19 protein-coding genes are annotated in these 23,904 nt (G+C 73.0%); 12 read left to right on the top strand and 7 right to left on the bottom strand.

Going from position 1 to position 23,904, the window contains the following annotated elements:
- Window positions 1-38: 38 nt before the first annotated feature.
- Together IAG43_RS28345 and IAG43_RS28340 are read right to left on the bottom strand one after the other, a co-directional pair.
- On the bottom strand, window positions 39-674 hold the full coding sequence (locus IAG43_RS28345) for a DJ-1/PfpI family protein (protein ID WP_187743511.1): 636 nt from the start codon (window positions 672-674) through the stop codon (window positions 39-41).
- A 53-nt stretch (window positions 675-727) separates the two neighbouring features.
- Window positions 728-1,696, bottom strand: a complete 969-nt coding sequence (locus IAG43_RS28340; protein ID WP_187743510.1) for a GlxA family transcriptional regulator — start codon at window positions 1,694-1,696, stop codon at window positions 728-730.
- 122 nt (window positions 1,697-1,818) lie between these two features.
- On the opposite strand from IAG43_RS28340, the gene IAG43_RS28335 reads away from it, so the two are divergent.
- The 4 genes from IAG43_RS28335 to IAG43_RS28325 all read left to right on the top strand — a co-directional run bounded on the left by IAG43_RS28335 (window position 1,819) and on the right by IAG43_RS28325 (window position 6,177).
- Window positions 1,819-2,676 carry an SCO6745 family protein gene (locus IAG43_RS28335; RefSeq protein ID WP_187743509.1) on the top strand — a complete coding sequence of 286 codons (858 nt, stop codon included), beginning with the start codon at window positions 1,819-1,821 and terminating at the stop codon, window positions 2,674-2,676.
- A 170-nt stretch (window positions 2,677-2,846) separates the two neighbouring features.
- A complete protein-coding gene (locus IAG43_RS35040) occupies window positions 2,847-2,978 on the top strand; it encodes an LPFR motif small protein (RefSeq protein WP_281403988.1) in 132 nt (43 codons plus the stop codon).
- A 181-nt stretch (window positions 2,979-3,159) separates the two neighbouring features.
- Entirely contained in the window at window positions 3,160-5,550 is a 2,391-nt protein-coding gene (locus IAG43_RS28330; RefSeq protein ID WP_187743508.1) for a Tex family protein, read from the top strand.
- A 147-nt stretch (window positions 5,551-5,697) separates the two neighbouring features.
- Window positions 5,698-6,177 carry a DUF6924 domain-containing protein gene (locus IAG43_RS28325; RefSeq protein ID WP_246574598.1) on the top strand — a complete coding sequence of 160 codons (480 nt, stop codon included), beginning with the start codon at window positions 5,698-5,700 and terminating at the stop codon, window positions 6,175-6,177.
- A gap of 39 nt (window positions 6,178-6,216) precedes the next feature.
- On the opposite strand, the gene IAG43_RS28320 is transcribed toward IAG43_RS28325, so the two are convergent.
- Window positions 6,217-7,857, bottom strand: a complete 1,641-nt coding sequence (locus IAG43_RS28320; protein WP_187743507.1) for an ABC-F family ATP-binding cassette domain-containing protein — start codon at window positions 7,855-7,857, stop codon at window positions 6,217-6,219.
- A 93-nt stretch (window positions 7,858-7,950) separates the two neighbouring features.
- Window positions 7,951-9,687, bottom strand: coding sequence for a BCCT family transporter (locus IAG43_RS28315; protein ID WP_187743506.1), 1,737 nt, complete (start codon window positions 9,685-9,687; stop codon window positions 7,951-7,953).
- A gap of 292 nt (window positions 9,688-9,979) precedes the next feature.
- Here IAG43_RS28315 and IAG43_RS28310 point away from each other — a divergent pair, with 292 nt between their 5' ends.
- The 3 genes from IAG43_RS28310 to IAG43_RS28300 all read left to right on the top strand — a co-directional run bounded on the left by IAG43_RS28310 (window position 9,980) and on the right by IAG43_RS28300 (window position 12,408).
- Complete coding sequence (locus tag IAG43_RS28310; RefSeq protein WP_187743505.1) at window positions 9,980-10,558, top strand: sugar O-acetyltransferase; 579 nt, start codon at window positions 9,980-9,982, stop codon at window positions 10,556-10,558.
- 3 nt (window positions 10,559-10,561) lie between these two features.
- Window positions 10,562-11,113 (top strand): TetR/AcrR family transcriptional regulator, encoded by a 552-nt coding sequence (locus tag IAG43_RS28305; protein WP_187743504.1) that lies wholly within the window; start codon window positions 10,562-10,564, stop codon window positions 11,111-11,113.
- Between the two features lie 269 nt (window positions 11,114-11,382).
- Window positions 11,383-12,408, top strand: coding sequence for a LacI family DNA-binding transcriptional regulator (locus IAG43_RS28300; protein WP_187743503.1), 1,026 nt, complete (start codon window positions 11,383-11,385; stop codon window positions 12,406-12,408).
- A 52-nt stretch (window positions 12,409-12,460) separates the two neighbouring features.
- Here IAG43_RS28300 and IAG43_RS28295 read toward each other — a convergent pair whose 3' ends face one another.
- Window positions 12,461-15,238, bottom strand: coding sequence for a glycosyl hydrolase (locus tag IAG43_RS28295; protein ID WP_187743502.1), 2,778 nt, complete (start codon window positions 15,236-15,238; stop codon window positions 12,461-12,463).
- A 265-nt stretch (window positions 15,239-15,503) separates the two neighbouring features.
- Between IAG43_RS28295 and IAG43_RS28290 the strand changes: the two genes are divergently transcribed.
- The 4 genes from IAG43_RS28290 to IAG43_RS28275 all read left to right on the top strand — a co-directional run bounded on the left by IAG43_RS28290 (window position 15,504) and on the right by IAG43_RS28275 (window position 20,247).
- Entirely contained in the window at window positions 15,504-16,805 is a 1,302-nt protein-coding gene (locus IAG43_RS28290) for an ABC transporter substrate-binding protein (RefSeq protein WP_187743501.1), read from the top strand.
- A 140-nt stretch (window positions 16,806-16,945) separates the two neighbouring features.
- Window positions 16,946-17,893 carry a carbohydrate ABC transporter permease gene (locus tag IAG43_RS28285; protein WP_187743500.1) on the top strand — a complete coding sequence of 316 codons (948 nt, stop codon included), beginning with the start codon at window positions 16,946-16,948 and terminating at the stop codon, window positions 17,891-17,893.
- On the top strand, window positions 17,890-18,792 hold the full coding sequence (locus IAG43_RS28280; RefSeq protein WP_187743499.1) for a carbohydrate ABC transporter permease: 903 nt from the start codon (window positions 17,890-17,892) through the stop codon (window positions 18,790-18,792). The genes IAG43_RS28285 and IAG43_RS28280 overlap by 4 nt, the downstream gene beginning before the upstream one ends.
- Window positions 18,793-18,846: 54 nt before the next feature.
- On the top strand, window positions 18,847-20,247 hold the full coding sequence (locus tag IAG43_RS28275; protein ID WP_187743498.1) for a GH1 family beta-glucosidase: 1,401 nt from the start codon (window positions 18,847-18,849) through the stop codon (window positions 20,245-20,247).
- A gap of 428 nt (window positions 20,248-20,675) precedes the next feature.
- On the opposite strand, the gene IAG43_RS28270 is transcribed toward IAG43_RS28275, so the two are convergent.
- Together IAG43_RS28270 and IAG43_RS28265 are read right to left on the bottom strand one after the other, a co-directional pair.
- Window positions 20,676-21,545 carry an oxygenase MpaB family protein gene (locus tag IAG43_RS28270; RefSeq protein WP_187744684.1) on the bottom strand — a complete coding sequence of 290 codons (870 nt, stop codon included), beginning with the start codon at window positions 21,543-21,545 and terminating at the stop codon, window positions 20,676-20,678.
- 150 nt (window positions 21,546-21,695) lie between these two features.
- Entirely contained in the window at window positions 21,696-22,601 is a 906-nt protein-coding gene (locus IAG43_RS28265) for an ion transporter (RefSeq protein WP_187743497.1), read from the bottom strand.
- A gap of 281 nt (window positions 22,602-22,882) precedes the next feature.
- Between IAG43_RS28265 and sph the strand changes: the two genes are divergently transcribed.
- Window positions 22,883-23,881 carry a sphingomyelin phosphodiesterase gene (sph, locus tag IAG43_RS28260; RefSeq protein WP_187743496.1) on the top strand — a complete coding sequence of 333 codons (999 nt, stop codon included), beginning with the start codon at window positions 22,883-22,885 and terminating at the stop codon, window positions 23,879-23,881.
- The last annotated feature ends 23 nt before the right edge of the window (window positions 23,882-23,904 follow it).

Below are 23,904 nucleotides of genomic sequence, written 5' to 3'. Positions count from 1 at the left end.
GCAGGGCCCGCAGGACGCCCCGGACCCCGGCGGGCCGGCTACGTCAGGATGAAGCGGCTGCGGGTGCGGAACTCCTCGACCAGGTGGGCGGGCGCCTTCCCGGGCGCTCCCGCGTCGTAGGGCGGCTGGGGGTCGTACTCGGTCAGGAGCTGCACGGCGCGGGCGTGGTCGTCGCCGGCGATCCTGCCGACCAGCGTCAGTCCCATGTCGATGCCGGAGGAGACCCCGGCCGCGGTGACGTACTTCCCGTCCGTGACCACCCGGCGGCCGGTGGGGCGCGCGCCGAGCGAGGCGAGGACGTCGAGGGCCAGCCAGTGCGAGGTCGCCTCCCGGCCCTTCAGCAGCCCCGCCGCGCCGAGCAGCAGAGAGCCGGTGCACACCGACGTCGTCCAGGTGGTCGTCGCGTCGGCCGCGCGCAGCCAGCCGAGCAGCGCCTCGTCGTCCATGCGCGCGTGCTGCCCGGGGCCGCCGGGGACGACCACCACGTCGGGACGGCGCACGGCGTCGAAGGACGCGGTGGCGACGAGCGAGAGGTCGCCGCGGTCGTTCGTGACCGGGCCGGCCCGGTCGGCGACGAGGACGACCTCGCTGCCGGGCAGCCGGCACAGCATCTCGTAGGGGCCGACGGCGTCGAGAGCGGTGAAGCGGTCGAAGAGCGGTATGGCGATCTGCACGATGGTTCCCTTCGGCGGGTGGCTTCGGGCGGGGTGCGGGACGGCAGGTGGGATCAGGCGGGGTGCGGGGCGGGGCGGAAGCGGCGGCGATACTCGGCGGGGGCCACCCCGAGGGCCCGGACGAAGGCGCGGCGCATGGCCTCCGGGGTGCCGTAGCCGCAGGCGCGGGCGACCTGCACGACGGGGTCGGCGGTGTCCTCCAGGAGCCGGCGGGCGTGTTCGAGCCGTACGCGTTCGACGTAGCGGCCCGGCGTCGTGCCCGTCTCGGCCTGGAAGGCGCGGGCGAAGTGCCGGGGCGACAGGGCGGCGCGTGCGGCCAGCGCCTCGACGGACAGGTCGGCAGCGGGGTGTTCGGTGACCCAGTGCTGGACCTCGCGCAGCGGGTCGCGGCGGGCGGTCTGGACGGCGAGCTGGGCGCTGAACTGCGCCTGGTTGCCGGGGCGGCGCAAGAAGACGACCAGATGGCGGGCGACGGTCAGGGCCACCTCCCGCCCGAGGTCCTCCTCCACCAGGGCCAGGGCCAGATCGATACCGGCCGTGACGCCCGCCGAGGTGGAGATCCGGCCGTCGCGCACGTAGATCGGGTCGGGGTCGACGGCGACCCGGGGGTACTCCCGGGCGAAGTGTTCGCAGACGGACCAGTGGGTGGTCGCCCGGTGGCCGTCCAGCAGTCCGGCCCCGGCGAGCAGCAGCGCGCCCGTGCAGACCGAGACCAGGCGTTCGACGCCGGGCCCGTGCTCGCGCAGCCAGTCGAGGACCCGGGCGTCGGGCTCGCGGGTGCCCTGCCCGCCGGGGACGACCAGGGTGTGCGGGCGGGGCGCGTCGGCGAGGTCGACGTCGGGCACCACGGTGAGGCCGCTGGAGGTGCGGACCGGAGCGCCGCCGGGGGCGGCGGTGCGCACGGTGTACGCCCCGGGGTCGCCCGCGGCCCGCGCCGCTCCGGTGAAGACCTCCAGCGGGCCCGTGACGTCGAGGCTCTGCACGCCGTCGAAGAGGACGACGAGAACGTTTCGCTCCGGCATGCCGTCATCCTCCGGCCGCCGCCGGATGGCTGCAATGACGAGATTCCCACCTTTCCTGCCATCGCGCTTCGGACCGCGTGCCTGCCTGTACCCACGTACCAACCAGTCGGTAACGTGCCCCCATGAGCTCTCTCCCCCCGCGCGCCGGACGACGCTGCCACAACGCCCTCAACCCGATGCACTCCACGGTCTGGTTCTCCCCCGACCTGGGGTCCGAACTGGGCGCCCTCGGTCTCGACGACCCCCGTGCCGCCTACTTCGCCGCGCGCTCCGCGGCGATGGGAGCCGTCGGGGCGGGCGCCGTCTCCGCCACCTTCTACAACTTCAACCCCGAGCTGGTCGCCCGGCACGTCCCCGCCGTCTGGGAGACCGCGACGCCCGACGCGGTCCTCGGCGCACGGCTGCGTGCCGCCGACGCCACCCTGCGCCGGCTGCTCGGCGACGAGGCCGTCGCCTCCCCGGAGCTCGCCGAGGCCGCCGGGCTCGCCCTGCGCGCCGCCGAGGCGTGCACCCCGCAGGCCAAGCCGCTGTACGCCGCCCACGCCGAGCTGCCCGTGCCCGACGCCCCGCACCTCGCGTACTGGCACGCGGCGACCCTGCTGCGCGAGCACCGCGGCGACGCCCACATCGCGGCGCTGCTGCACGCCGGGCTGGACCCGCTGGAGGCCCTGGTGAGCCACACCGCCACCGGCAAGGGCATGGCCGTCCGGTGGATCCTGTCGACCCGGGGCTGGCGGCGCACGGACTGGGAGGCCGCCCAGGAGCGGCTGCGCTCGCGCGGTCTGCTCGACGCGGAGGGCGCGCTGACCGACGCCGGCACGGCGCTGCGCGCCGAGGTCGAGGAGCACACGGACCGCATGGACCTCGCCCCGTACGAGCACCTGGGCGCGGACGCGGTCGCCCGGCTCACGGAGCTGGGCCGCGGGTTCCTGATGACGGTGTTCGCTGCGGGGGCGTTCCCCGCCGAGGCCACCGGCTGAGCACGCCGAACCGGCGGGCGGTGCGGGCGGTTCGCTCGGGGCGGGACGGCGGACGGCGGGACGGCGGGGCGGCGGTCCCGGGGCCGGGCATCCTGCCGGGCCGGATGTTTGGCCGCGGCCTGAGGGGCAATCCGCACCACCACGAACGATTCCGGCACTGGAGGTAGGACATGTTCCGCGCCATCGCAGACGCGCTGCGCACCGTCGGCTCGGCCCTGGCCACGGTGGTGACGCTGCCGTTCCGGCTGCTCGCCAGGCTGTTCGGCGGTGCGTCCGGCTCAGGGCGCGCCCGCCGGGCGTGACCGTCCCCGGCAGCGCACGCAGGCCCCGGCCGCCCCAGCGGACCGGGGCCGCGCCGCGTCCGGGGCCCGGCGGCCCGCGGACGGAGAGGACATGCCAGGGGGCCTCACGCGACACGGCGACCGCCCACCCGGCAGAATGCAGGCTCAAGCACAGCCAGCACGAGAAGGCGAGTCGGGGAACGTGACGACGTCCATCGAAGGCAGGATCGCCGAGGAACTCGGCGCACGGGAGCGGCAGGTCAGGGCGGCCGTCGAGCTGCTGGACGGCGGCTCGACCGTGCCGTTCATCGCGCGCTACCGCAAGGAAGCGACCGAGATGCTCGACGACGCGCAGCTGCGGACCCTGGAGGAGCGGCTGCGCTACCTGCGGGAGCTGGAGGAGCGCCGCGCGTCGGTCCTGGAGTCCGTGCGCGAGCAGGGGAAGCTGACCGACGCGCTGGAGGCGCAGATCCGGGCGGCGGACACCAAGGCCCGTCTGGAGGACATCTACCTGCCGTTCAAGCCCAAGCGGCGCACCAAGGCGCAGATCGCGCGGGAGGCCGGACTCGAACCGCTGGCCGACGGGCTGCTCGGCGACCCGTCGGTGGACCCGCTCGCCGCCGCGGCCGCCTTCGTCGACGCGGACCGCGGTGTGGCCGATCCCGCGGCGGCACTGGACGGCGCGCGGGCGATCCTGACGGAGCGCTTCTCCGAGGACGCGGACCTGATCGGCGAGTTGCGCGAGCGCATGTGGACCCGGGGGCGGCTGACCGCCAGGGTCCGGGACGGCAAGGAGGAGGCGGGCGCGAAGTTCGCCGACTACTTCGACTTCTCCGAGGGGTTCACCGAGCTTCCCTCGCACCGGGTCCTCGCCATGCTCAGGGGCGAGAAGGAGGACGCTCTCGACCTGGTGCTGGAGCCCGAGGAGGCCGTCGAGGGCCCGTCCTCGTACGAGGGCTCCATCGCGGCCCGCTTCGGTGTGGCCCAGCGCGGGCGCCCGGGTGACAAGTGGCTCGGCGACACGGTCCGCTGGGCATGGCGGACCCGCATCCTCGTCCACCTCGGGATCGACCTGCGGCTGCGGCTGCGCGCCGCCGCGGAGGACGAGGCGGTCCGCGTCTTCGCGGCGAACCTGCGCGACCTGCTGCTCGCCGCCCCGGCCGGCACCCGTGCCACGCTGGGGCTCGACCCCGGCTTCCGCACCGGTGTGAAGGTGGCCGTCGTCGACGCCACCGGCAAGGTCGTGGCGACCGACGTCATCCACCCCCACGTCCCGGCGAACCGCTGGGACGAGTCCCTGGCCAAGCTGGCGCGGCTGGCGCGGGAGCACGCGGTCGAGCTGGTCGCCATCGGCAACGGCACCGCCTCCCGTGAGACGGACAAGCTGGCGGGCGACCTGATCGCCCGGCACCCGGAGCTGAAGCTCACCAAGGTCATGGTGTCGGAGGCGGGCGCCTCGGTGTACTCGGCGTCCGCGTTCGCCTCGCAGGAGCTGCCCGGTCTCGACGTCTCGCTGCGCGGGGCGGTGTCCATCGCCCGCCGTCTGCAGGACCCGCTGGCCGAGCTGGTGAAGATCGACCCCAAGTCGATCGGCGTCGGCCAGTACCAGCACGACCTGTCCGAGGTGAAGCTCTCCCGCTCGCTCGACGCGGTGGTCGAGGACTGCGTGAACGGTGTCGGCGTCGACGTCAACACCGCCTCCGCACCGCTGCTGTCCAGGGTCTCGGGCATCAGCGGCGGGCTCGCCGACAACATCGTCGCCCACCGCGACGCCAACGGCCCCTTCCGTTCCCGCAAGGCGCTGAAGGACGTGGCCAGGCTCGGGCCCAAGGCGTACGAGCAGTGCGCCGGCTTCCTGCGGATCCGCGGCGGCGACGACCCGCTGGACTCCTCCAGCGTGCACCCGGAGGCGTATCCCGTGGTGCGGCGCATGGTGAAGCAGGGCGGCGGCGAGGTCGCCGCGCTGATCGGCAACACCTCGGTGCTGCGCTCGCTGCGCCCCGCGGACTTCGTGGACGACACCTTCGGGCTGCCGACCGTCACCGACATCCTGCGCGAGCTGGAGAAGCCGGGCCGCGACCCGCGGCCCGCGTTCCGGACCGCGACCTTCAAGGAGGGCGTGGAGAAGATCGGCGACCTCGCCCCGGGGATGGTCCTGGAGGGCGTCGTGACCAACGTGGCCGCCTTCGGCGCGTTCGTGGACGTCGGCGTCCACCAGGACGGCCTGGTGCACGTGTCGGCGATGTCGAAGAACTTCGTCAAGGACCCGCGGGACGTGGTCAAGCCGGGCGACGTGGTGCGGGTGAAGGTGCAGGAGGTCGACATCCCGCGCAAGCGGATCTCGCTCACCCTGCGCCTCGACGACGAGGCCGCGGCCCCCTCGTCCGCCGGGCAGGGCGGGCCCCGCCGCGAGCGGGGCGGCAGGCCCCCTCAGCAGCGGCAGGGCGGCGGCAGCGGCCGGGAACGGCGCGGCGGCGGAGGCGGCAACGGCGGCCGCCCGGCCCCGGCACCCGCGAACAGCGCGATGGCGGACGCCCTGCGCAAGGCGGGCCTGCTCGACCCGGGCGGCCGGGGCGACAAGCGGCGCGGCTGAGCCGTGGCCCCGGGGGGCGGGACGGCCCGCCCCCCGGGCCACCCGCCGCCATGCGGTCGGCACGGACGGCGTGACGGACCGGTGGACGCCGTGTCGGTGGCCCGTGCCACAGTGGGGACCCATCGGGAACGGACAGGGGGCCGGGACGTGCTGCCGGACATCACGGGACGCGACGAGTACGCCGCGCTGATCGTCAGAACCGCGTACGACGACGAACAGTCGTGGCTGGCCCTCCTGGACGAACTGGGGCGGCCCCGGGGCGACGGGGGAGAGTCCGAGGCGCTCGTCCATGTCGTGGACGACCCCGTGTGGGCCGGTGCCGCGCCCGCCGATGTCCTCGCCGCGGCGCGCCGGGACGAGGACCTGGCCGTGGTGTTCCTGGCCGACGCCACCGCGCTGCGCTCGGCCCCCCACGCGCTGCTCGCCCTGGACGTCGGGTACGAGGACGAGGTCCTCGATCCCGAGTACTACCGGGAACTGATCGAGTCGCCTCCCGCCCGCGAGTTCAGGACGGTCCCCGCCGCCGTCCACGACGTGCACGCGAACCTCCAGCTCGCGAACGTGGGCTTCGACGAGTTCGCCAAGGAGGCGGCCGCGCATCCCGATCGGGTCCTGCGGTCCTTCTGAGCGGGCAGCGCTCTCCCGCGGGCCGGGCGCCCGCCGGGCCTACCGGTGCTCGACGGCCCTGCCGCCGCTCACCTCGATGCGCCGGGTGGTGTGCACGGCTTCGAGCATCCGGCGGTCGTGGGTGACCAGGAGCAGGGTTCCGGTGTAGGAGGCGAGGGCCGACTCCAGCTGCTCGATGGCCGGCAGGTCGAGGTGGTTGGTGGGCTCGTCGAGCACCAGGAGGTTGACCCCGCGGCCCTGGAGCAGGGCGAGCGCCGCGCGGGTGCGCTCGCCCGGGGAGAGGGTGGTCGCCGGTCGCAGCACATGGCCGGCCTTGAGGCCGAACTTGGCGAGCAGGGTGCGCACCTCGGCGGGCTCGGTGTCGGGGACCGCCGCGCAGAAGGCCTCCAGCAGCGATTCGGTGCCGAAGAACAGCCGGCGTGCCTGGTCCACCTCGCCGACGACGACTCCGGAGCCGAGCGAGGCGTGTCCGGCGTCCAGCGGGAGGCGGCCGAGGAGGGCCGCGAGGAGCGTGGACTTGCCGGCGCCGTTGGGTCCGGTGACGGCCACCCGGTCCGCCCAGTCGATCTGCAGCGACACCGGGCCGAAGCGGAAGTCCCCGCGTACGGCCTCGGCCTCGCGCAGGGTGGCGACCACCGCGCCGGAGCGGGGCGCGGCGGCGATCTCCATGCGCAGCTCCCACTCCTTGCGGGGCTCCTCGACGGTGTCGAGGCGTTCGATCATGCGCTGGGTCTGGCGGGCCTTGGCGGCCTGCTTCTCGCTGGACTCGCTGCGGAACTTGCGGCCGATCTTGTCGTTGTCGCTCGCCTTGCGCCGGGCGTTGCGCACGCCCTTGTCCATCCAGGAGCGCTGCATCTGGGCGCGGCCCTCCAGGGCGGCCTTCTTGTCGGCGTACTCCTCGTACTCCTCGCGGGCGTGCCGGCGGGCGGTCTCGCGTTCCTCCAGGTAGGCGGTGTAGCCGCCGCCGTAGAGGGTGATCTCCTGCTGGGCGAGGTCGAGTTCGAGGACCTTGGTGACGGTTCGGGTGAGGAACTCGCGGTCGTGGCTGACGACGACGGTGCCGGCCCGCAGTCCGCGCACGAAGGACTCCAGGCGCTCCAGACCGTCGAGGTCGAGATCGTTGGTGGGCTCGTCGAGGAGGAAGACGTCGTAGCGGGACAGCAGCAGCGAGGCGAGACCGGCGCGGGCGGCCTGGCCGCCGGACAGGGACGTCATGGGCGCGTCGAGGCCGACGCCGAGGCCGAGGCCGCCGGCGATCTCCTCGGCGCGTTCGTCGAGGTCGGCGCCGCCGAGGCCGAGCCAGCGCTCCAGGCCCGCGGCGTAGGCGTCGTCGGCTCCGGGGGTGCCCTCGACGAGGCCCTGGGCGGCCGCGTCCATGGCCTCCTGGGCCGCGGCGACGCCGGTGCGGCGGGCGAGGAAGGCGCGCACGGTCTCGTCCGGCCGGCGTTCGGGCTCCTGCGGCAGGTGTCCGACGGCGGCCGTCGGCGGGGAGAGCCTCAGCTCGCCCTGCTCGGGCTTGTCGAGGCCGGCCAGCATGCGCAGGAGTGTGGACTTGCCCGCCCCGTTGACACCGACGAGGCCGATCACGTCGCCGGGGGCGACGACGAGGTCGAGCCCGGCGAAGAGGGTGCGGTCGCCGTGGCCGGCGGCGAGTTCCTTGGCGACGAGTGTGGCAGTCATCAGGGGGTGCAGTGTACCGAGCGGGGCTGCCGGAACGGCGCGACGGCCGGCCCCCTCGCAGGGGGGCCGGCCGTCGCCGGTGCTCTCGCGGGCTCAGCGCTTGACGGAGGTGGAGCCGGCGGGGCCGGTGTCCGTGTCCTCGCCGGTGCCGGGGCCGATCCGGATCTCGAAGTCGCCGTCGTAGTGCTCGTGGCCGGCGATCACGGCGGATTCCACGGCCTCGGTGCCGATCTCCCCGCGGACGATCAGCGGGTCGTGGCGCAGGTCGCGCATGAGGGCCACGCACATCCCGATCATCACCAGCACAAAGGGCGCGGCCACCAGGATGGTCAGATTCTGGAGCCCCGCCAGCGCGTCCCCCTTGCCGTTGCCGATGAGCAGCATGATCGCCGCGACGGCGCCGGTGACGACGCCCCAGAAGACGACCACGAGCTTCGCCGGTTCGAAGGTGCCGCGCTGGGACAGGGTGCCCATGACGATGGAGGCGGCATCCGCGCCGGAGACGAAGAAGATGCCGACGAGGACCATCACCAGGATGCTCATCACGGTGGCGATCGGGTACTCCTGGAGCACGGCGAAGAGCTGGCCCTCGGGCGTGGACTCGTCGGGCAGCCGGCCGTCGTCCTGGAGCGTCATCGCCGAGCCGCCGAAGATGGCGAACCAGAAGAGGCTGACGGTGCTCGGCACCAGGATGACGCCGCCGACGAACTGACGGATCGTCCGGCCCCGGCTGATGCGGGCGATGAACATGCCGACGAACGGCGTCCAGGAGATCCACCAGGCCCAGTAGAAGACCGTCCAGCTGCCCAGCCAGTCGGCGACGCCCTCGCCGCTGCTGGCCTCGGTGCGTCCCGCGAGCTGCGGCAGGTCGCCGAAGTAGGCGGCGATGGAGGTCGGCAGCAGGTCCAGGATGATGATGGTGGGGCCGGCGACGAAGACGAAGACGGCGAGCACCAGCGCCAGCACCATGTTGGTGTTGGACAGCCACTGGATGCCCTTCTCGACCCCGGAGACCGCGGAGGCGACGAACGCCAGGGTGAGGACGGCGATGATGGCGACGAGGAGGGCGGTGCTGACCGTGCTCATCCAGTCGAGTTCGGTGAAGCCGCTGCCGATCTGCAGGGCGCCGAGTCCGAGCGAGGCGGCCGAGCCGAAGAGCGTGGCGAGGATCGCCAGGATGTCGATCACCCGGCCGAAGGCGCCGTTGACGTTGCGTTCGCCGATGAGAGGGGTGAACACGGCGCTGATGGTCTGCCTGCGGCGGCGCCGGTAGGACGCGTAGGCGATGGCGAGTCCGACGACCGCGTAGATCGCCCAGGGGTGCAGCGTCCAGTGGAACAGGGTGGTGGCCATGGCGGTCTCCATGGCCTCGGCCGCGTCCTCGGGCGAGGTGCCCGGCGGCGGGGTGGTGAAGTGCGCCAGCGGCTCGCTGACGCCGAAGAACATCAGGCCGATGCCCATGCCGGCGCTGAACATCATCGCGATCCAGGACACGGTGCGGAACTCGGGTTCCTCGTTCTCCTGGCCCAGTCTGATCCGCCCGTACCGGCTGATGGCGAGCCAGAGCGCGAAGACGACGAAGCCCGAGGCAGCGAGCACGAAGGCCCATCCGCCGTTGTGGATCAGCCCGCTGAGCATGCTGTCCGACACGTCCTCGAGCGTGTCGGTGGCGAGTGCGCCCCACAGCACGAAGGCGATCGTGAGCGCAGCCGTCACGCCGAAGACCACGCGGTCGGTGCTCGGGCGGCCGCTCTCGTGGGGAGGCTCGGGGAGGTCCGCTGTCACCGACAGCTCTCCACGGCCTGCCCGTTCCTCTTCGTCCTGCGGCACTGGCGGCACCTTTCACGGGTGGTCTGGGAGAACCTTCTTTCGCCCACCGCTACCCCCTACCACAGGTTTAACCGCCGACCACGGCAACAGGCTGGGGCCGCCGTGCACTACCCGTCCGTCTTGTGCCGTACGGGTGCAGCCGGGACACTCGCCGGCCACCCGCCCCCGCGGGCGCACTCCCGGCGGCCGGCGCCCGCGGAGCACCCGGTGCGGCCCTCGCGCGCGGCCGCGGCGGCCGGGACGGAACACGGCATGCGTACGGTCGTACACTCCATGGTGTACGGTCGTACGCATGACGGACTACTTCGCCGGCGACCCCCGGACCAACCACGAGCGGATGCTCGCCGGAGACCACTACATCGCCGACGACCCCGACATCGCCCGCGAGGCGCAGCGCGCGGTACGGCTGGCCGCCGAGTACCAGGCCGCCTACGTCCGGGACGCCGAAGCCGCCCGGCCGATCCTGGAGGAGCTGCTCGGGGAACTCGGCGCGGGTGCGCACATCAGGCCGCCGCTGCACGTCGACTACGGGTCGCGGATCACCGTCGGCGAGGGCACGTTCGTGAACGTCAACCTCACCGCGCTCGACGTCGCCGCGATCACCATCGGCAGGGACTGCCAGATCGGGCCGAACGTCCAGCTGCTCACCCCCACCCACCCCCTGGAGCCGCAGCCCCGGCGCGACAAGCTGGAGGCCGCGCGGCCGATCACGATCGGCGACAACGTGTGGCTGGGCGGCGGCGCGATCGTGCTGCCGGGCGTGACCATCGGGGACAACAGCGTCATCGGCGCGGGCTCCGTGGTCACCCGGGACGTGCCGGCGAACGTGGTCGCGGTCGGCAACCCCGCCCGCGCGGTCCGCGAGTTGTAGTCCGTGGCGACGGGACGGGCGGACCCCGAGCGCCGCGAGCGGATCATCGGCGCGGCGCTGGACCTGATCGCGGAGGAGGGCGTCGCCGGCACCTCGCACCGCAAGGTGGCGGCCCGCGCCGGGGTGCCGCTGGGTTCGATGACGTACCACTTCGCGAGCATGGACGAGCTGCTGCGGGAGGCGTTCACCCGCTTCTCCGGCGAGGTCGTGGCGCTCTTCGAGGACCGGCTCGGCGCGGCGGCGACGCCCGACGAGGCGCGGGCGGCCGTCACGTCGCTCATCCGTGAACTGGGCGAGGGCGGGCAGCGCAACCTGGTGCTGACGCACGAGCTGTACACCCTGGCGGCACGCAGGCCCGCCTTCCGGGAGCTGACCCGCGCCTGGATGCGCAGCAGCCGGGTCGCGTTGGAGCGGCACTTCGACCCGGCGACGGCCCGCAGGCTCGACGCCCTGATCGAGGGCCTGTCCCTGCACCAGGCGCTCGACACGGAACCGCACGATCCGGCGCTGACCGCCGAGGCGGTCGCGCGGATCACCGCACCGGGCGGGAGCTGACCGCTTCCGCCCGCCCGGACCGCCCGGCCGGCGCTCCACCTGACAGGGGCGCCGGCCGGGCACCTCCGGCCCGACGGCCCGATGGCCCGACGGCCCGACGGCAGGACGGCACCGGGCGCACCCCGGTCCCCGCCCAGCCGGGCCCGGGCGCACGACGCCGGTCCCCCACCCCCGCTGGGAGCGCTCTCAGGCGGTCCCGCGTGCCGGATATCCTTGCCGGGGACCGACCGTCCCGCCGACCGGAAGTGCCCAGACGAGGAGCGCCCGCTGTGCCCGAGCCCATCACGGGGCCCCGCCCCACGCTGGAAGCCGTCGCCGCCCGCGCCGGCGTCTCCCGGGCCACGGCGTCCCGCGTCGTGAACGGGGGCGCGGGTGTGCGGGCCCCGCTGGTCGACAAGGTCCGCAGGGCGGTCGAGGAGCTGGGGTACGTGCCCAACCACGCGGCCAGGTCCCTGGTGACCCGGCGCAACGGGGCGGTCGCGGTGATCATCGCGGAGCCGGAGTTCCGGATCTTCTCGGACCCGTTCTTCGAGCAGCAGGTGCGCGGGATCAGCCGCGAGCTGACCGCCCACGACTCCCAGCTCGTCCTGCTGTGGGTGGAGGGCCCCGGCGACCACGACCGGATCGCCCGCTATCTGGGCGGCGGCCATGTGGACGGGGCGCTGGCGTTCTCGCTCCACAACGACGACGAGCTGCCCGCGCTGATCGACCGGTCGAGGATCCCGACCGTGTTCGGCGGGCGTTCGCGGGCGGGCAAGGACCTCGCGGTGCCGTACGTCGACTGCGACAACCGCGGCGGCGCCCGTGAGGCGGTGCGCCACCTCGTCTCCCTCGGCCGGCGGCACATCGCGCACATCGCGGGGCCGGACGACCTGATGGCGGCGCTGGACCGGGTCGACGGCTACCACGACGTACTGATCGACGCGGACCCCGCGCTGACGGCTCAGGGCGACTTCACCGAGGAGAGCGGCGCCCGGGCGATGCACGAGCTGCTGGAGCGGCGCCCGGACCTCGACGGGGTCTTCGTCTCCAACGACCTGATGGCCGCGGGCGCGCTGCGCGTCCTCGCGGAGCGGGGCGTGCGGGTCCCCGAGGACGTCGCGGTGGTCGGCTTCGACGACATGGCGTCGGTGGTCAGGTCGACCGTGCCGGCGCTGACCACGGTCCACCAGGACATCGAGGGCATGGGCCGACTGATGGTGAAGCTGCTGATGCGGCTGCTCGACGAATCGGGCGGGCCCGCCCCGGCCTCCGTCATCACCCCCACCGCACTGGTACGGCGGGCATCGGCCTGATGCCCGATGCCCGCCGCTCTCCCTGTGGGGGGACTGTGGTGGTCGCCGCCGCTCAGCTGTAGGGGATCACCAGGACCGAGCGGTCGGTGCCGGTCTGGAGCTTCGCGGACGCGTTGCCGATGGCGCTCCACACCTCCAGGCGGACGGTGCCGCCCCGCAGGTCGCCCTGCGTTCCGGTGGCCGACTTCAGGCCGCGGGACTGGGCGTACTCCTCCCAGCCGTTCACGGGGTCGGTGGCGAAGTAGTGGTACGTCTCCGTCCTGTCGAAGGTGCCGTCACCGGTGAGGTCGTAGCTGATCCGGGCCTGCTGGCCGAGGCCGACCGCGGTGCCCGCGTCCACCTGGAGCCGGAAGGACGTGGACGCGCCCTGCGCCAGGGTGCCGTTGACGCCGCGGATGGTGTACACGAGCGGCTGGTACGGGGTGCCGTCGCGGTTGACGCCTCCCGCGGAGGGGATGGTGTCGCTGCCGGCGGTGCCGCCCGACGCGGTGGTCAGGGTGCCGCCGGAGCGGAGCTGGAAGGTGTTGCCGGTCGGCGGGTCGGGGTCGGGGTCGGGGTCCGTGCTGCCGCTGCCGGTCCCGGTGGCGGTCGAACGGGCCGGCACGGAGAGGGTCTTGCCGTCGGAGAAGGTCACGGTCCGGGCGGTGGAGCCGTGGTTGTGGGCGGCGTAGGTGCGCACGGTGCCCTTGGTGAAGACCGCCGAGGTGGGGATGTCGCCCGTGACGGTGGCGTCGGGGGCGCCGAGCGCGTCGAGGGTGGTGATCCAGTGGTAGGTGTGCGCCTTGGACTCGCCGGCCTCGGGGGTGTACGAGGCGTTGCCCGCGTCCCACTTGGACTTCGCGGCCGCGGGGTCGGCGAAGGACTGGAACTCCCAGAGGATGTCGCGCCATTCGACGGCGGGGCCGCCGTTCTCGCGCTCCATCTCGGCGAGGTTGCGGCGGATCGCCGCCTTCTCGCCGCCGAGGTGGAGCGAACCGCCGGTCACCGGGAGGACGTTGATGCCGTGGATCTCCTCGGGGTTGGCGGTCCACCACGTGGAGTAGGCGCCGCCGCTGCCCCAGACCATGCCGACCGTGTCGTGGCCGAAGGAGCCGGGGAAGACCTGCTCGTCGGCGTCGAACCAGTACTGGGCGATCGCCTCGGACTCGGTGGTGAGCAGGTAGCTGCCGAGGTCGCGCAGACCGCTGTCACCGGTGGCCGAGCCCCAGAGCACCAGGGCGGCGCTGAGGTTGGTGGACTCGGACGAGGACTCCTGGTTGTTGCCGGCGGCGAAGCCCTGGTGGCCCGAGGCCCAGCTGTGGCCGGCGTAGACGTCGAAGCCGCGCAGGAAGGGGTAGGCGCTGTCGGTGCGGGAGGCGTTGGCGGTGTCCCGGATCAGCGTCTTCACCATGCCGCCCCAGGCGGAGTCGGCAGCCCAGCCCTGGTCGTACTGGGCGACGATCGCCGCCGCGTAGACGTAGTAGCTGTAGTGGAAGTGGTGGTCGTTGAGCTCGGTGTCGCTGCCGTAGGAGGCCGGGTAGCCGGTGAGGGTCTTCCAGACCTTGTCGTAGGAGAACTCGTTGGCGCCCCCGGCCGTGAACCACTCCTGGAGGCGGCCCTTGATGAGCCCGATCAGCTTGTCGCGGATCGCGCCCTCGCCGATCTGGTCGGCGAGCGGCACCAGCTGGGCGAGCTTGCCGAGCGCCTTGCCCGTCCAGTAGGTGTCGACCGCGCCGGAGAACGGGTCGGAGGAGTTGGCGACCTCGTTCAGGTAGCCCCGCAGCCGGGCCGTGTCGACCGCGTTCGTCCTCGGCAGGCCGGGCAGCACGGCGGACGCCTTCTGCGCGGTGCTGAAGGAGGCCGACTCGCGGACCTTCATGGTGCCGCGCGGCGAGACGTAGGTGTACCCGGTCAGCGCGTCGGTGGTGTTGAGCCACTGGTGGCGGTAGAGGGCCTGGAGGGTGCCGCGCTCGGTGCCCTCCTTGGCCTCGGTGGTGAGGCTGTAGGTGGCGCGCACGGTGCCGCCGCCGCTGCTCCAGTTCACGGTGGACCCGGTGACGAAGCTGAACGCGTACTTGCGGTACGTGGCCAGCGCGTCGGTGGAGGGGAGCACGGCGACGGAGAAGTAGTCCTTGCCGCCGAGGCCGGCGGTGACGGTGGAGCCGGAGACGTTCCAGTCGCTGCCGGTGGGCGCGAAGAGGGCGTAGTGGTGGCCGCCGACGGTGATGCCGAGGACGTTGCCCTGGTCGGCGAAGACCGCGGGGGCCGACGCGGTGGTGATCTGGGCGTTGCCGCCGGAGCCCTTGGCGTACACGAACGGCATGCCGTGGCCGATGGTGGTGCGCAGGGTGCGGGTGCCGTCGGACCAGTAGGGCGTGACGGTCCAGTCGGACCAGGCGTCGGCCTTGGTGTCGGGCGAGTTGAGGCCGGTCAGGCCCAGGGTGAGGTCCCGCTTGTGGGCGTACTCGTACTGGCGGCCGTCGCCCACGACGGCGGGGCTCGTGGGGTAGCCGATCTCCAGTCCGCCGGAGACGGCCTGGTAGGTGAGCGGGTGGCCGTACATCGGGGTGGAGTACGGGTTGTCGCCGTAGCGCTGGAAGGCGAGTGAGGACCACCAGTCGTTGGTGGGCACCGGCTTGCCCGCGGCGGCGGCGGTGACCTTGGGGGTCACGGGTGCGCCGGTGTTGGTGGTGGGGCCGGACGTGCCGGCGGGCCGGGTGTCGGAGTAGCTGCCGGAGCCGACGGGGACGGTGGCGGCGGCGGCCGGGACCGCGGCCGGGCCGAGTCCTACGGCGGCCAGGGCGGTGGCCAGGACCAGCACGGCGGCCGGTCTGTTGCGGGGGGCTGGCATGAAGGGCACCTCGTGTCGTCACGACGGGAATGGGGTGTCTCAGCACGGGCCGAGAGCGTTTCGAGAGCGCTCTCAGATGGCCGGAAACGTAAAACTCCTGAAACGTGGGTGTCAATAGATGGGACACAGAAGGGATTTGGCCCCGAGTCCAACCCGTTATGTCTTCGAGTCTTGACGGATTGTGCACGGGACGGGCACGCTCCAGTCGCATGTTTGAGAGCGCTCTCAGGCTCTCGCTCCACCCCGAAGCCAAGGGAGGCTTCCCATGCCCATCGCCCGAGCCGCCAAGAGGGCCACCGTCCGCCTGGGGGCGGTCGTGCTCGCCGGGGCCCTGCTCGCCGCCTGCGGAGGTTCGTCGGACGACGCCTCCGACAGCGCGGGCGGAAAGGTCACGCTCACCGTCGACCTCTTCGGATCCTTCGGCTACAAGGAGGCCGGGCTCTACGCGGAGTACCAGAAGCTCCACCCGGAGATCACGATCAAGCAGACCGACACCCAGGACGAGGCCGACTACTGGAAGTCGCTCCAGACCCGCCTCGCCGGCGGCGGCGGGCTCGCCGACGTCCAGGGCATCGAGGTCGGCCGGATCGCCTCCGTGACCCAGCAGCAGGCGGACAAGTTCGAGGACCTGAACAAGTACGGCGCCGAGAAGCTCAAGGGCCAGTTCGCCGACGCCAAGTGGGCGGCGGCCACCGGCAGGAACGGCGAGGTCCTCGGCCTCGGCACGGACGTCGGCCCCGAGGCGATGTGCTACCGCACCGACCTGTTCGAGCAGGCCGGGCTCCCCACCGACCGCGAGGAACTCGCGCAGAAGTGGTCCACCTGGGACGGCTACCTGGAGCTGGGCAAGCAGTACAAGGCCAAGGCCCCTGCCAAGAGCACCTGGCTGGACAGCGTCGGCAGCCTCTACTCGATCATGATCGGGCAGGAGAAGGAGCGCTACTACGACGCCTCCGGCGAGCTGATCTGGGAGACCAACCCGGCGCTGAAGACCGCCTGGGACACCTCCGTCGAGGCGGCCGAGAGCGACCTGAGCGCCAAGCTCGACCAGTGGTCGCCGCAGTGGAACCAGGCCTTCTCCGCCGGTTCCTTCGCCACCATCCCCTGCCCCGCCTGGATGCTCGGCTACATCAAGGGCCAGGCCGGTGACGCGGGCAAGGGCAAGTGGGACATCGCCAAGCTGCCCGGCGGCGCCGGCAACTGGGGCGGCTCGTACCTGTCCGTCCCGAAGGCGGCCAAGCACAAGAAGGAGGCGTACGAGCTGATCGCCTGGCTCACCGCCCCCGAGCAGCAGGCCAAGCTCTTCCAGAAGGTGGGCAACTTCCCGTCGGCCACGGGCGCGATCGACAAGGTCGCCGGCGCCACGGACGAGTACTTCTCCGGCGCCCCGATCGGCAAGATCTTCGGCGACGCGGCCAAGGCCGCCCCGGTGCAGGTGCTCGGTGTGCACGACCAGAACGTCGCCCAGCAGATCACCAACGCGCTGAGCGAGGTCGAGCGCAAGGGCCTCGCCTCCGACAAGGCGTGGGAGAACGCGAAGAAGGGCGTCGCCAACACCATCGGCTGACCCGCTCCCCGGGGCCGGTCCGGAGCCCACGGCGCACGCCGCCCTCCGGACCGGCCCCGGGGGTCCGCCCCGGGCCGCCGCCCCCGTGACACGGCCCCGCCCCACCGCCCGGCACCGACTCACCCCCGAAGGGCCGCACCGTGACCCTCACCGCACCCGCGAAGCCGATATCGCCGCCCCGCCCGCCCGCCGTGCGGCGCGCCTGGCAGAAGGTCTCGCCGTACGCCTACATCGCCCCGTTCTTCACCCTGTTCGCCGCCTTCGGGCTCTTCCCCCTGATCTACACGGCGTTCGTGTCGCTCTACCGGGTCGAACTCCAGACCCCGGGCGACATGGAGTGGCGGGGCCTCGACAACTACACCGCGCTGCTGAGCGACGAGTTCTTCTGGACCTCGCTGCGCAACACGTTCACCATCGGGGTGCTCTCCACGGTGCCGCAGCTGGTGATGGCGCTGGGGCTGGCGCACCTGCTCAACTACCGCCTGCGCGGACGCACGTTCCTGCGCACCGCGATGCTGCTCCCCTACGCGACCTCGGTCGCCGCCGCCACCCTGGTCTTCGCCCAGCTCTTCGGCCGCGACTTCGGGCTGATCAACTACGTCATCGGTCTCGTCGGCATCGACCCGGTCGACTGGCAGAGCGGCACGGTCGCCTCCCAGATCGCCGTCTCCGCCATCGTCATCTGGCGCTGGACGGGGTACAACGCGCTGATCTACCTGGCCGGCATGCAGTCCATCCCCCAGGAGCTCTACGAGGCGGCCGAGATGGACGGGGCGTCGCGCTGGCGCCAGTTCTTCCACGTCACCCTGCCGGGACTGCGGCCCACCATCGTCTTCACGGTGATCGTGTCGACGATCGGCGCGACCCAGCTCTTCGGCGAGCCGCTGCTCTTCGAGGGGTCGATCTCCGGCGGCATCTCGCACCAGTACCAGACCCTCGGCCTGTACATGTACGAGCAGGGCTGGGGCTTCTTCCACCTGGGCCGCGCCGCCGCCATCGCCTGGGTGATGTTCCTGCTCATCCTGGTGCTCGTCGGGGTCAACGCCCTGATCGCGCGCCGCCGTTCCCGCAAGGAGGCCGGCCGATGACCGCGCTCGCCGAACCGCCGGTGAAGCACCCGGCCGAAGCGCCCGCACCCGGACGGCGCCGCGGGCGCTCCCGCGCCGGGCGCACCATGCAGGGCGGCAAGCTCGCCTACGCGATCCTGATCGTGGCCGTACTGATCTCCGCGTTCCCGTTCTACTGGACGATCGTCGCCGCGAGCCGCTCCAACGCCGATCTCGCGCAGGTGCCGCCGACCCTGCTGCCCGGCTCCAACCTGTTCCGCAACTTCGAGGCGGTGATGGAGGAGGCGGACATCGGCAAGGCGCTGGTGAACTCGTTCATCGTGTCCGGCTCGATCACCGTGGGCACGGTGCTGTGCTGCACCCTCGCCGGCTTCGCCTTCGCCAAGCTCCGCTTCCGGGGACGCGGCGCCCTGCTGGCCGTCACCGTCGGCACCATGATGATCCCGCCGCAGCTCGGTGTGATCCCGCTGTTCATGCTGATCGCCGAACTGCAGTGGGTGAACCAGCTCCAGGCGGTGATCCTGCCCGGACTGGTGTCCGCGTTCGGCGTGTTCTTCATGCGGCAGTACCTCGTGCAGTCGCTGCCCGACGAGCTCATCGAGGCGGCACGGGTCGACGGCGCCTCCACGGCCCGGATCTTCTGGTCCATCGTGGTGCCCATCGCCCGGCCCGGCATGGCCGTCCTCGGCCTGCTGACCTTCATGGCCGCCTGGAACGACTTCTTCTGGCCCATCGTCGCGCTCACCTCGTCCGAACCGACCGTGCAGGTCGCCCTCCGCCAGCTCGGCGGCGGCTACGTACAGGACCAGTCCGTGATCATGGCGGGCACCCTGCTCGGCACCCTTCCCGTACTGCTGGTCTTCGGCCTGCTGGGCCGGCAGATCGTCGGCGGCATCATGCAGGGCGCGGTCAAGGGCTGACCCCCCGCCCGTCCCGATTCCGGCACCACCGTCTCACTTGGGAGTTCCATCCTCATGACCGCACTCGACGCACGCCCCGACACGACGACGCACCGGTTCCCGGCGGCCTTCCGCTGGGGCACGGCGACCGCGGCGTACCAGATCGAGGGAGCCGCCGCCGAGGACGGCCGTACCCCGTCGATCTGGGACACGTTCAGCCGCACCCCGGGCAAGGTCCGCAACGGTGACACGGGTGACATCGCGGCCGACCACTACCACCGGGTGAGCGAGGACATCGCGCTGATGCGCCGGCTCGGTGTCACGGACTACCGGTTCTCGATCGCCTGGCCGCGTGTGCAGCCGACGGGCCGCGGGCCCGCCGTGCAGAAGGGGCTGGACTTCTACCGGCGGCTCGTCGACGAGCTGCTGGAGGCAGGCATCCGTCCGGTGGCCACGCTGTACCACTGGGACCTCCCCCAGGAGCTGGAGGACGCGGGCGGCTGGCCGCAGCGCGAGACGGCGCACCGCTTCGGCGAGTACGCGTCCATCATGGCCGGAGCGCTGGGCGACCGGGTCGCGACCTGGACGACCCTGAACGAGCCGTGGTGCGCCGCCTTTCTCGGCTACGGGAACGGCGTCCACGCCCCCGGCCGGACCAGCGCACTCGCCTCGCTGCGCGCCGCGCACCACTTCAACCTGGCGCACGGGCTGGCGACCGGTGCGCTGCGCGGCGCCCTGTCCCCGGGCTCGGAGGTCTCGCTCACGCTGAACCTCCACGCCGTGCGCCCCCATTCGGACTCGGCGGCGGACCTGGACGCGGCCCGCCGGATCGACGCCGTCGGCAACCGGGTCTTCCTGGACCCGGTGTTCAACGGCAGCCTGCCGGAGGACCTGGTGCGCGACACGGCGGCGGTCACGGACTGGTCGTTCGTCCTCGACGGCGACCTGGAGACGGCGTCGGCGCCGATCGACTCGCTCGGCATCAACTACTACTCCCCCACGGTGGTGGCCGCGGGCTCCGGCCCGGCCGAGGCCTCGCCGTGGGCGGGCGCCGAGCAGCACGTGCGCTTCCTGCCCGCACCGGGGCCGCGCACGGCGATGGACTGGCCGGTGGACGCGAACGGGCTGCACGAGCTGCTGATGCGCCTCCGCGACGACCTGCCGGGCGTCCCGCTGGTGATCACGGAGAACGGTGCGGCGTACGACGACTACGCCGACCCGTCGGGCGAGGTGAAGGACCCGGAGCGGGTGGCCTACCTGCACGCGCACCTGGCCGCGGTGCACCGCGCCATCGAGGAAGGGGCGGACGTCCGGGGCTACTTCCTGTGGTCGCTGCTGGACAACTTCGAGTGGGCGTACGGCTACAGCAAGCGGTTCGGCATCGTGCACGTGGACTTCGCCACCCAGCGGCGCACGTTCAAGGACAGCGCCCGCTGGTACGCGGAGGTCATCGCCCGCGGGGGGCTCGCCGAGTAGGCGGCCGGGGGCCGCAGGTCCGGTGACCGGTGCCCGGGCTCCGCGCCGCGCTCGCGCGCGGCGGGGGGTCCGGGCACCGGTCGTGCGCGCCCGGGGCGCGGGGGCTGCTGCGTGCGCGGGGGGTGCTTCGCCGGCGCAGGCCGCTTCGCCCGGGGAGGTCGCTTCATCCGCGCAGGTCGCTCGGCAGCGCAGGCCGCTTCGTCCGCGGGTGGTGGTCGCGGCACCGTGCTGCGCACGGTGTCCTCGGACGCCGGACGGGCCGGGGTGGGCTGCCGGGTGGTGTCCGCACAGGCCGGACGGAGCGGGATCGGGTGGCGGGGCGCGGACATGGCGGCGGCCCGGTCCCGGGCAGGGACCGGACGGTGAACCTCAGCGGGCCGCGCCCCTGGCACGGGTCCGACGGCCCGGACCCGGCCCGCGCCCGGGGCTCAGCCCGACGCGCGGGCCCGCGCCCGCTCGGCGCGGCGCGCGGTGCGGGCGAGGGGCAGGTAGCGGAGGCGTTCGGGCAGGACGGGCACCACCACGCGGACGACCGCGCCGAACCGGCGCAGCCGGCGTTCCTGCGCGTCGGTCCAGGGGAGCCCGATGGCCTCGCGGGCGTCGGGCGGCATCAGGCCGATGGTCATGAACCGGCGGAAGCGGGCGAGCGGGGGCAGCAGCACGGGCCACAGGAGGCGCAGCAGCCGTCGGGCCACCGGCCGCCCCCGGTCGGGCGGGGGCACCGGCTGCGCGGGGTCGACGAGTTCCCGTACGACGACGGTCGCCTCCAGCTGCTGCGCGAGGACCTTGCGGTAGTAGGGCCAGAACTCCTCGACGGTCTGCGGCATGTCGCGGTCCCGGATGCCGAGGATGCGGCCGACCTGCAACCACTCCGCGTAGAGCCTGCGCTCCTCGGCCGGGGTCAGTTCGCGCACCAGGTAGCGGGCACCGTGGCGGTAGACCGGGAAGCCGGTGGCGTGCACCCAGGCGTAGTGGTCCGGGCTCAGCGCGTGGTAGCGCCGCCCGTGGGCGTCCGTCCCCTGGATGGTGCGGTGCAGCTCGCGCAGGCGGCGGCCCTCGGCCGCCGCCCGGTCGCCGCCGTAGATCCACAGCTGGAGCGAGCGCAGCGAGCGCTCGCCGCGTCCCCAGGGGTCGGTGCGGAAGACGGAGTGCTCGTCGACGCCGGCGCCCACGGCCGGGTGGGCCACCTGCATGGTCAGCGCGGCGGGCAGCATCAGCAGGGCGCGGACGTCGCCGGCGAGGCTCCAGAGCACACCGCCGGGCGGGGGCGGTTCGACGGATGCGCGGGCGGCGCTCATCTGGTGCTCCCGGGGTGTGGAAGGGGTGGTCCCCACGGCGGTGGTCCTCGCTGCGGTGGTCCTCGCTGCGGTGGTCCCCACGGCGGTGGTGCCCGCTGCGGTGGTCCCCGCTGCCCCTCCAGTATGCGGCCGGGCCCCCGGGGGCCGTCCTCAGGGCCGGGACGCGGTCTTCGCCACCGCCTCCTGCTGCGGCGGGACGTGGGGCAGCAGGTTCTCCAGGTCCTCCAGCTGGGCCCGGGCGGCCGTGATCCTCTCCCTGAGTTCGTCGACGGCCGCGGGCGCCGGGCCGCCGCCCGCGGGGCGCCGCTTCTCGTCGAGCTCCCGGGCCTGGGCGAGCGAGTCGATCACGACGCCGATCAGGAGGTTGACCATCAGGAAGGAGCTGAGGAGCACATAGGAGGCGTAGTAGACGACGGCCCACGGCGAGATCGCCAGTCCTCCGTAGAGGGCGTCGCCGAGCCCGTCGAGGGTCATCAGGACGAACAGGGTGAGCGCGGCGCGGCCGAGGGAGCCGTAGTGCTCGGGGTCGTCGGCGGCGAACGCGGCCCAGCCGAGCATCGCGTACAGGTACAGCAGCAGGGTGCCGACGAGGAGGAAGCTGACGGCTCCCGGCACGCTCTTGCCGAGCGCGGTGACGATGATGCGCAGCTGGGGCAGGAAGCGGGCGGTGCGGATCACCCGGGCGAGCCGCAGCAGCCGCAGGACGGTGGTGTTCTCGCTGACGAAGGGCAGGAAGGCGCAGAGGACCACGGCGAGGTCGAACACGTTCCACGGGTTGCGGAGGAAGTCCGCCGGCCGGTCCGCGTGGGCGAGGGCGCGGAGCGCGATCTCCACCGCGAACGCGCCGAGCAGCAGCTGTTCCAGGAGTCCCAGGACGGTGTGCCACTCCCTGGCGAAGCCCGCGTAGGTCTCGGCCCCCAGCAGCACGGCGTTGAGCGCGATGGCCGTGACCGCCAGTGCCGTGAACCACTCGGCTTCCACCAGCCGTCCGGCGCGTGCCGCGAGTCGGGCGCGCCGCCCGGTCATGCCGGCGAGCGCCGGGCTGTCGAGACTCATCGTGTTCCCATCCCTGTCCTGAGCTGCGTGAACGCCCTCAGCTTGGCCCACGCCGCAGCCCGCGCCGGGCGGTGCACACGCCGGGGAGCGACATGCCCACCTGGCGGGGGAACGGGTGGACATCTGCGCGATCGTCCGGGGCCGCGCGGGTGCGGCGGGAAACGTTGCGCCGGAGGAGAGAAAGACGGCAACTCCCCATTACCTGAAGGTAACTTCTCCTGCTTTGATGTGCGGCACCGGCGGCGACGCCGCCGGACCCCCACATCCCGACAGGAGTCCCTGTGCCGACCTCCACGTACCGCCGCCTCGCGGCGACCGCCCTGTCCGCGGCGCTCGCCGCCGGCGCCCTGACCGCCGCGGCGGCGCCGTCCGCGGGCGCGGCCGAGGGCGCCGGCGGCGCCCCGCCGCAGCTGAAGGTGCTCACGTACAACGCGTTCCTGTTCAGCCGGACGCTGTACCCCAACTGGGGCCAGGACCACCGGGCGGCGGAGATCCCCCGGGCTCCGTTCTTCCGGGGCAACGACGTGGTCGTGCTCCAGGAGGCGTTCGACAACGCCTCGTCGCAGGCGCTGGGGCGCGCGGCGTCGGCGGAGTACCCGCACCAGACGCCGGTGATGGGCCGCGGGCGCGACGGCTGGGACGCGACGGGCGGCGCGTACTCGGCGCTGACGCCGGAGGACGGCGGGGTGACGGTGCTGAGCAGGTGGCCGATCCTCCGCAAGGAGCAGTACGTCTACAAGGACGCCTGCGGCTCCGACCGGTTCTCCAACAAGGGCTTCGTGTACGCGGTCCTCGACGTGGGCGGCAGCCGGGTGCACGTCGTCGGCACGCACGCCCAGTCGACCGATCCCGGCTGCGGCGCGGGCGAGGCGGCCTCGGTGCGGTCCCGTCAGTTCCGTTCGATGGACGCCTTCCTGGACGCGAAGCGCATCCCCGCGTCCGAACAGGTGGTCGTGGCGGGCGACTTCAACGTGGACTCCCGCACGCCCGAGTACGCGACCGCGCTCGCCGACGCCGGCCTCGTCGGCGCCGACGCGCGCACAGGTCATCCGTACTCGTTCGACACCCGGGACAACTCGATCGCGGCGGAGCGCTATCCGGACGATCCCCGCGAGGATCTGGACCATGTGCTCCACCGGGCGGGGCACGTCCGGCCGGCCGGCTGGACCAATGAGGTGATCAAGGCCCCGAGCGAGCCCTGGTCGGTGTCCAGCTGGGGCACCACGTACACGTACACCGACTTCTCGGACCACTATCCGGTGACCGCCTCCGCGCGGTAGGCGGCCGGGAGGTGTCCGGTGCG

Origin of the sequence: Streptomyces genisteinicus, assembly GCF_014489615.1 — a bacterium.
Lineage (GTDB): Bacteria > Actinomycetota > Actinomycetes > Streptomycetales > Streptomycetaceae > Streptomyces > Streptomyces genisteinicus.
This window is presented reverse-complemented; position numbering and strand designations above follow the sequence as displayed.

Coding starts and splice junctions, on each gene's coding strand:
- IAG43_RS28290 (WP_187743501.1), top strand. CDS start 15,504: ATGCCCATCGCCCGAGCCGCCAAGAGGGCCACCGTCCGCCTGGGGGCG.
- IAG43_RS28280 (WP_187743499.1), top strand. CDS start 17,890: ATGACCGCGCTCGCCGAACCGCCGGTGAAGCACCCGGCCGAAGCGCCC.
- IAG43_RS28310 (WP_187743505.1), top strand. CDS start 9,980: ATGACGGACTACTTCGCCGGCGACCCCCGGACCAACCACGAGCGGATG.
- IAG43_RS28340 (WP_187743510.1), bottom strand. CDS start 1,696: ATGCCGGAGCGAAACGTTCTCGTCGTCCTCTTCGACGGCGTGCAGAGC.
- IAG43_RS28320 (WP_187743507.1), bottom strand. CDS start 7,857: ATGACTGCCACACTCGTCGCCAAGGAACTCGCCGCCGGCCACGGCGAC.
- IAG43_RS28265 (WP_187743497.1), bottom strand. CDS start 22,601: ATGAGTCTCGACAGCCCGGCGCTCGCCGGCATGACCGGGCGGCGCGCC.
- IAG43_RS28270 (WP_187744684.1), bottom strand. CDS start 21,545: ATGAGCGCCGCCCGCGCATCCGTCGAACCGCCCCCGCCCGGCGGTGTG.
- IAG43_RS35040 (WP_281403988.1), top strand. CDS start 2,847: ATGTTCCGCGCCATCGCAGACGCGCTGCGCACCGTCGGCTCGGCCCTG.
- IAG43_RS28295 (WP_187743502.1), bottom strand. CDS start 15,238: ATGCCAGCCCCCCGCAACAGACCGGCCGCCGTGCTGGTCCTGGCCACC.
- IAG43_RS28275 (WP_187743498.1), top strand. CDS start 18,847: ATGACCGCACTCGACGCACGCCCCGACACGACGACGCACCGGTTCCCG.
- IAG43_RS28335 (WP_187743509.1), top strand. CDS start 1,819: ATGAGCTCTCTCCCCCCGCGCGCCGGACGACGCTGCCACAACGCCCTC.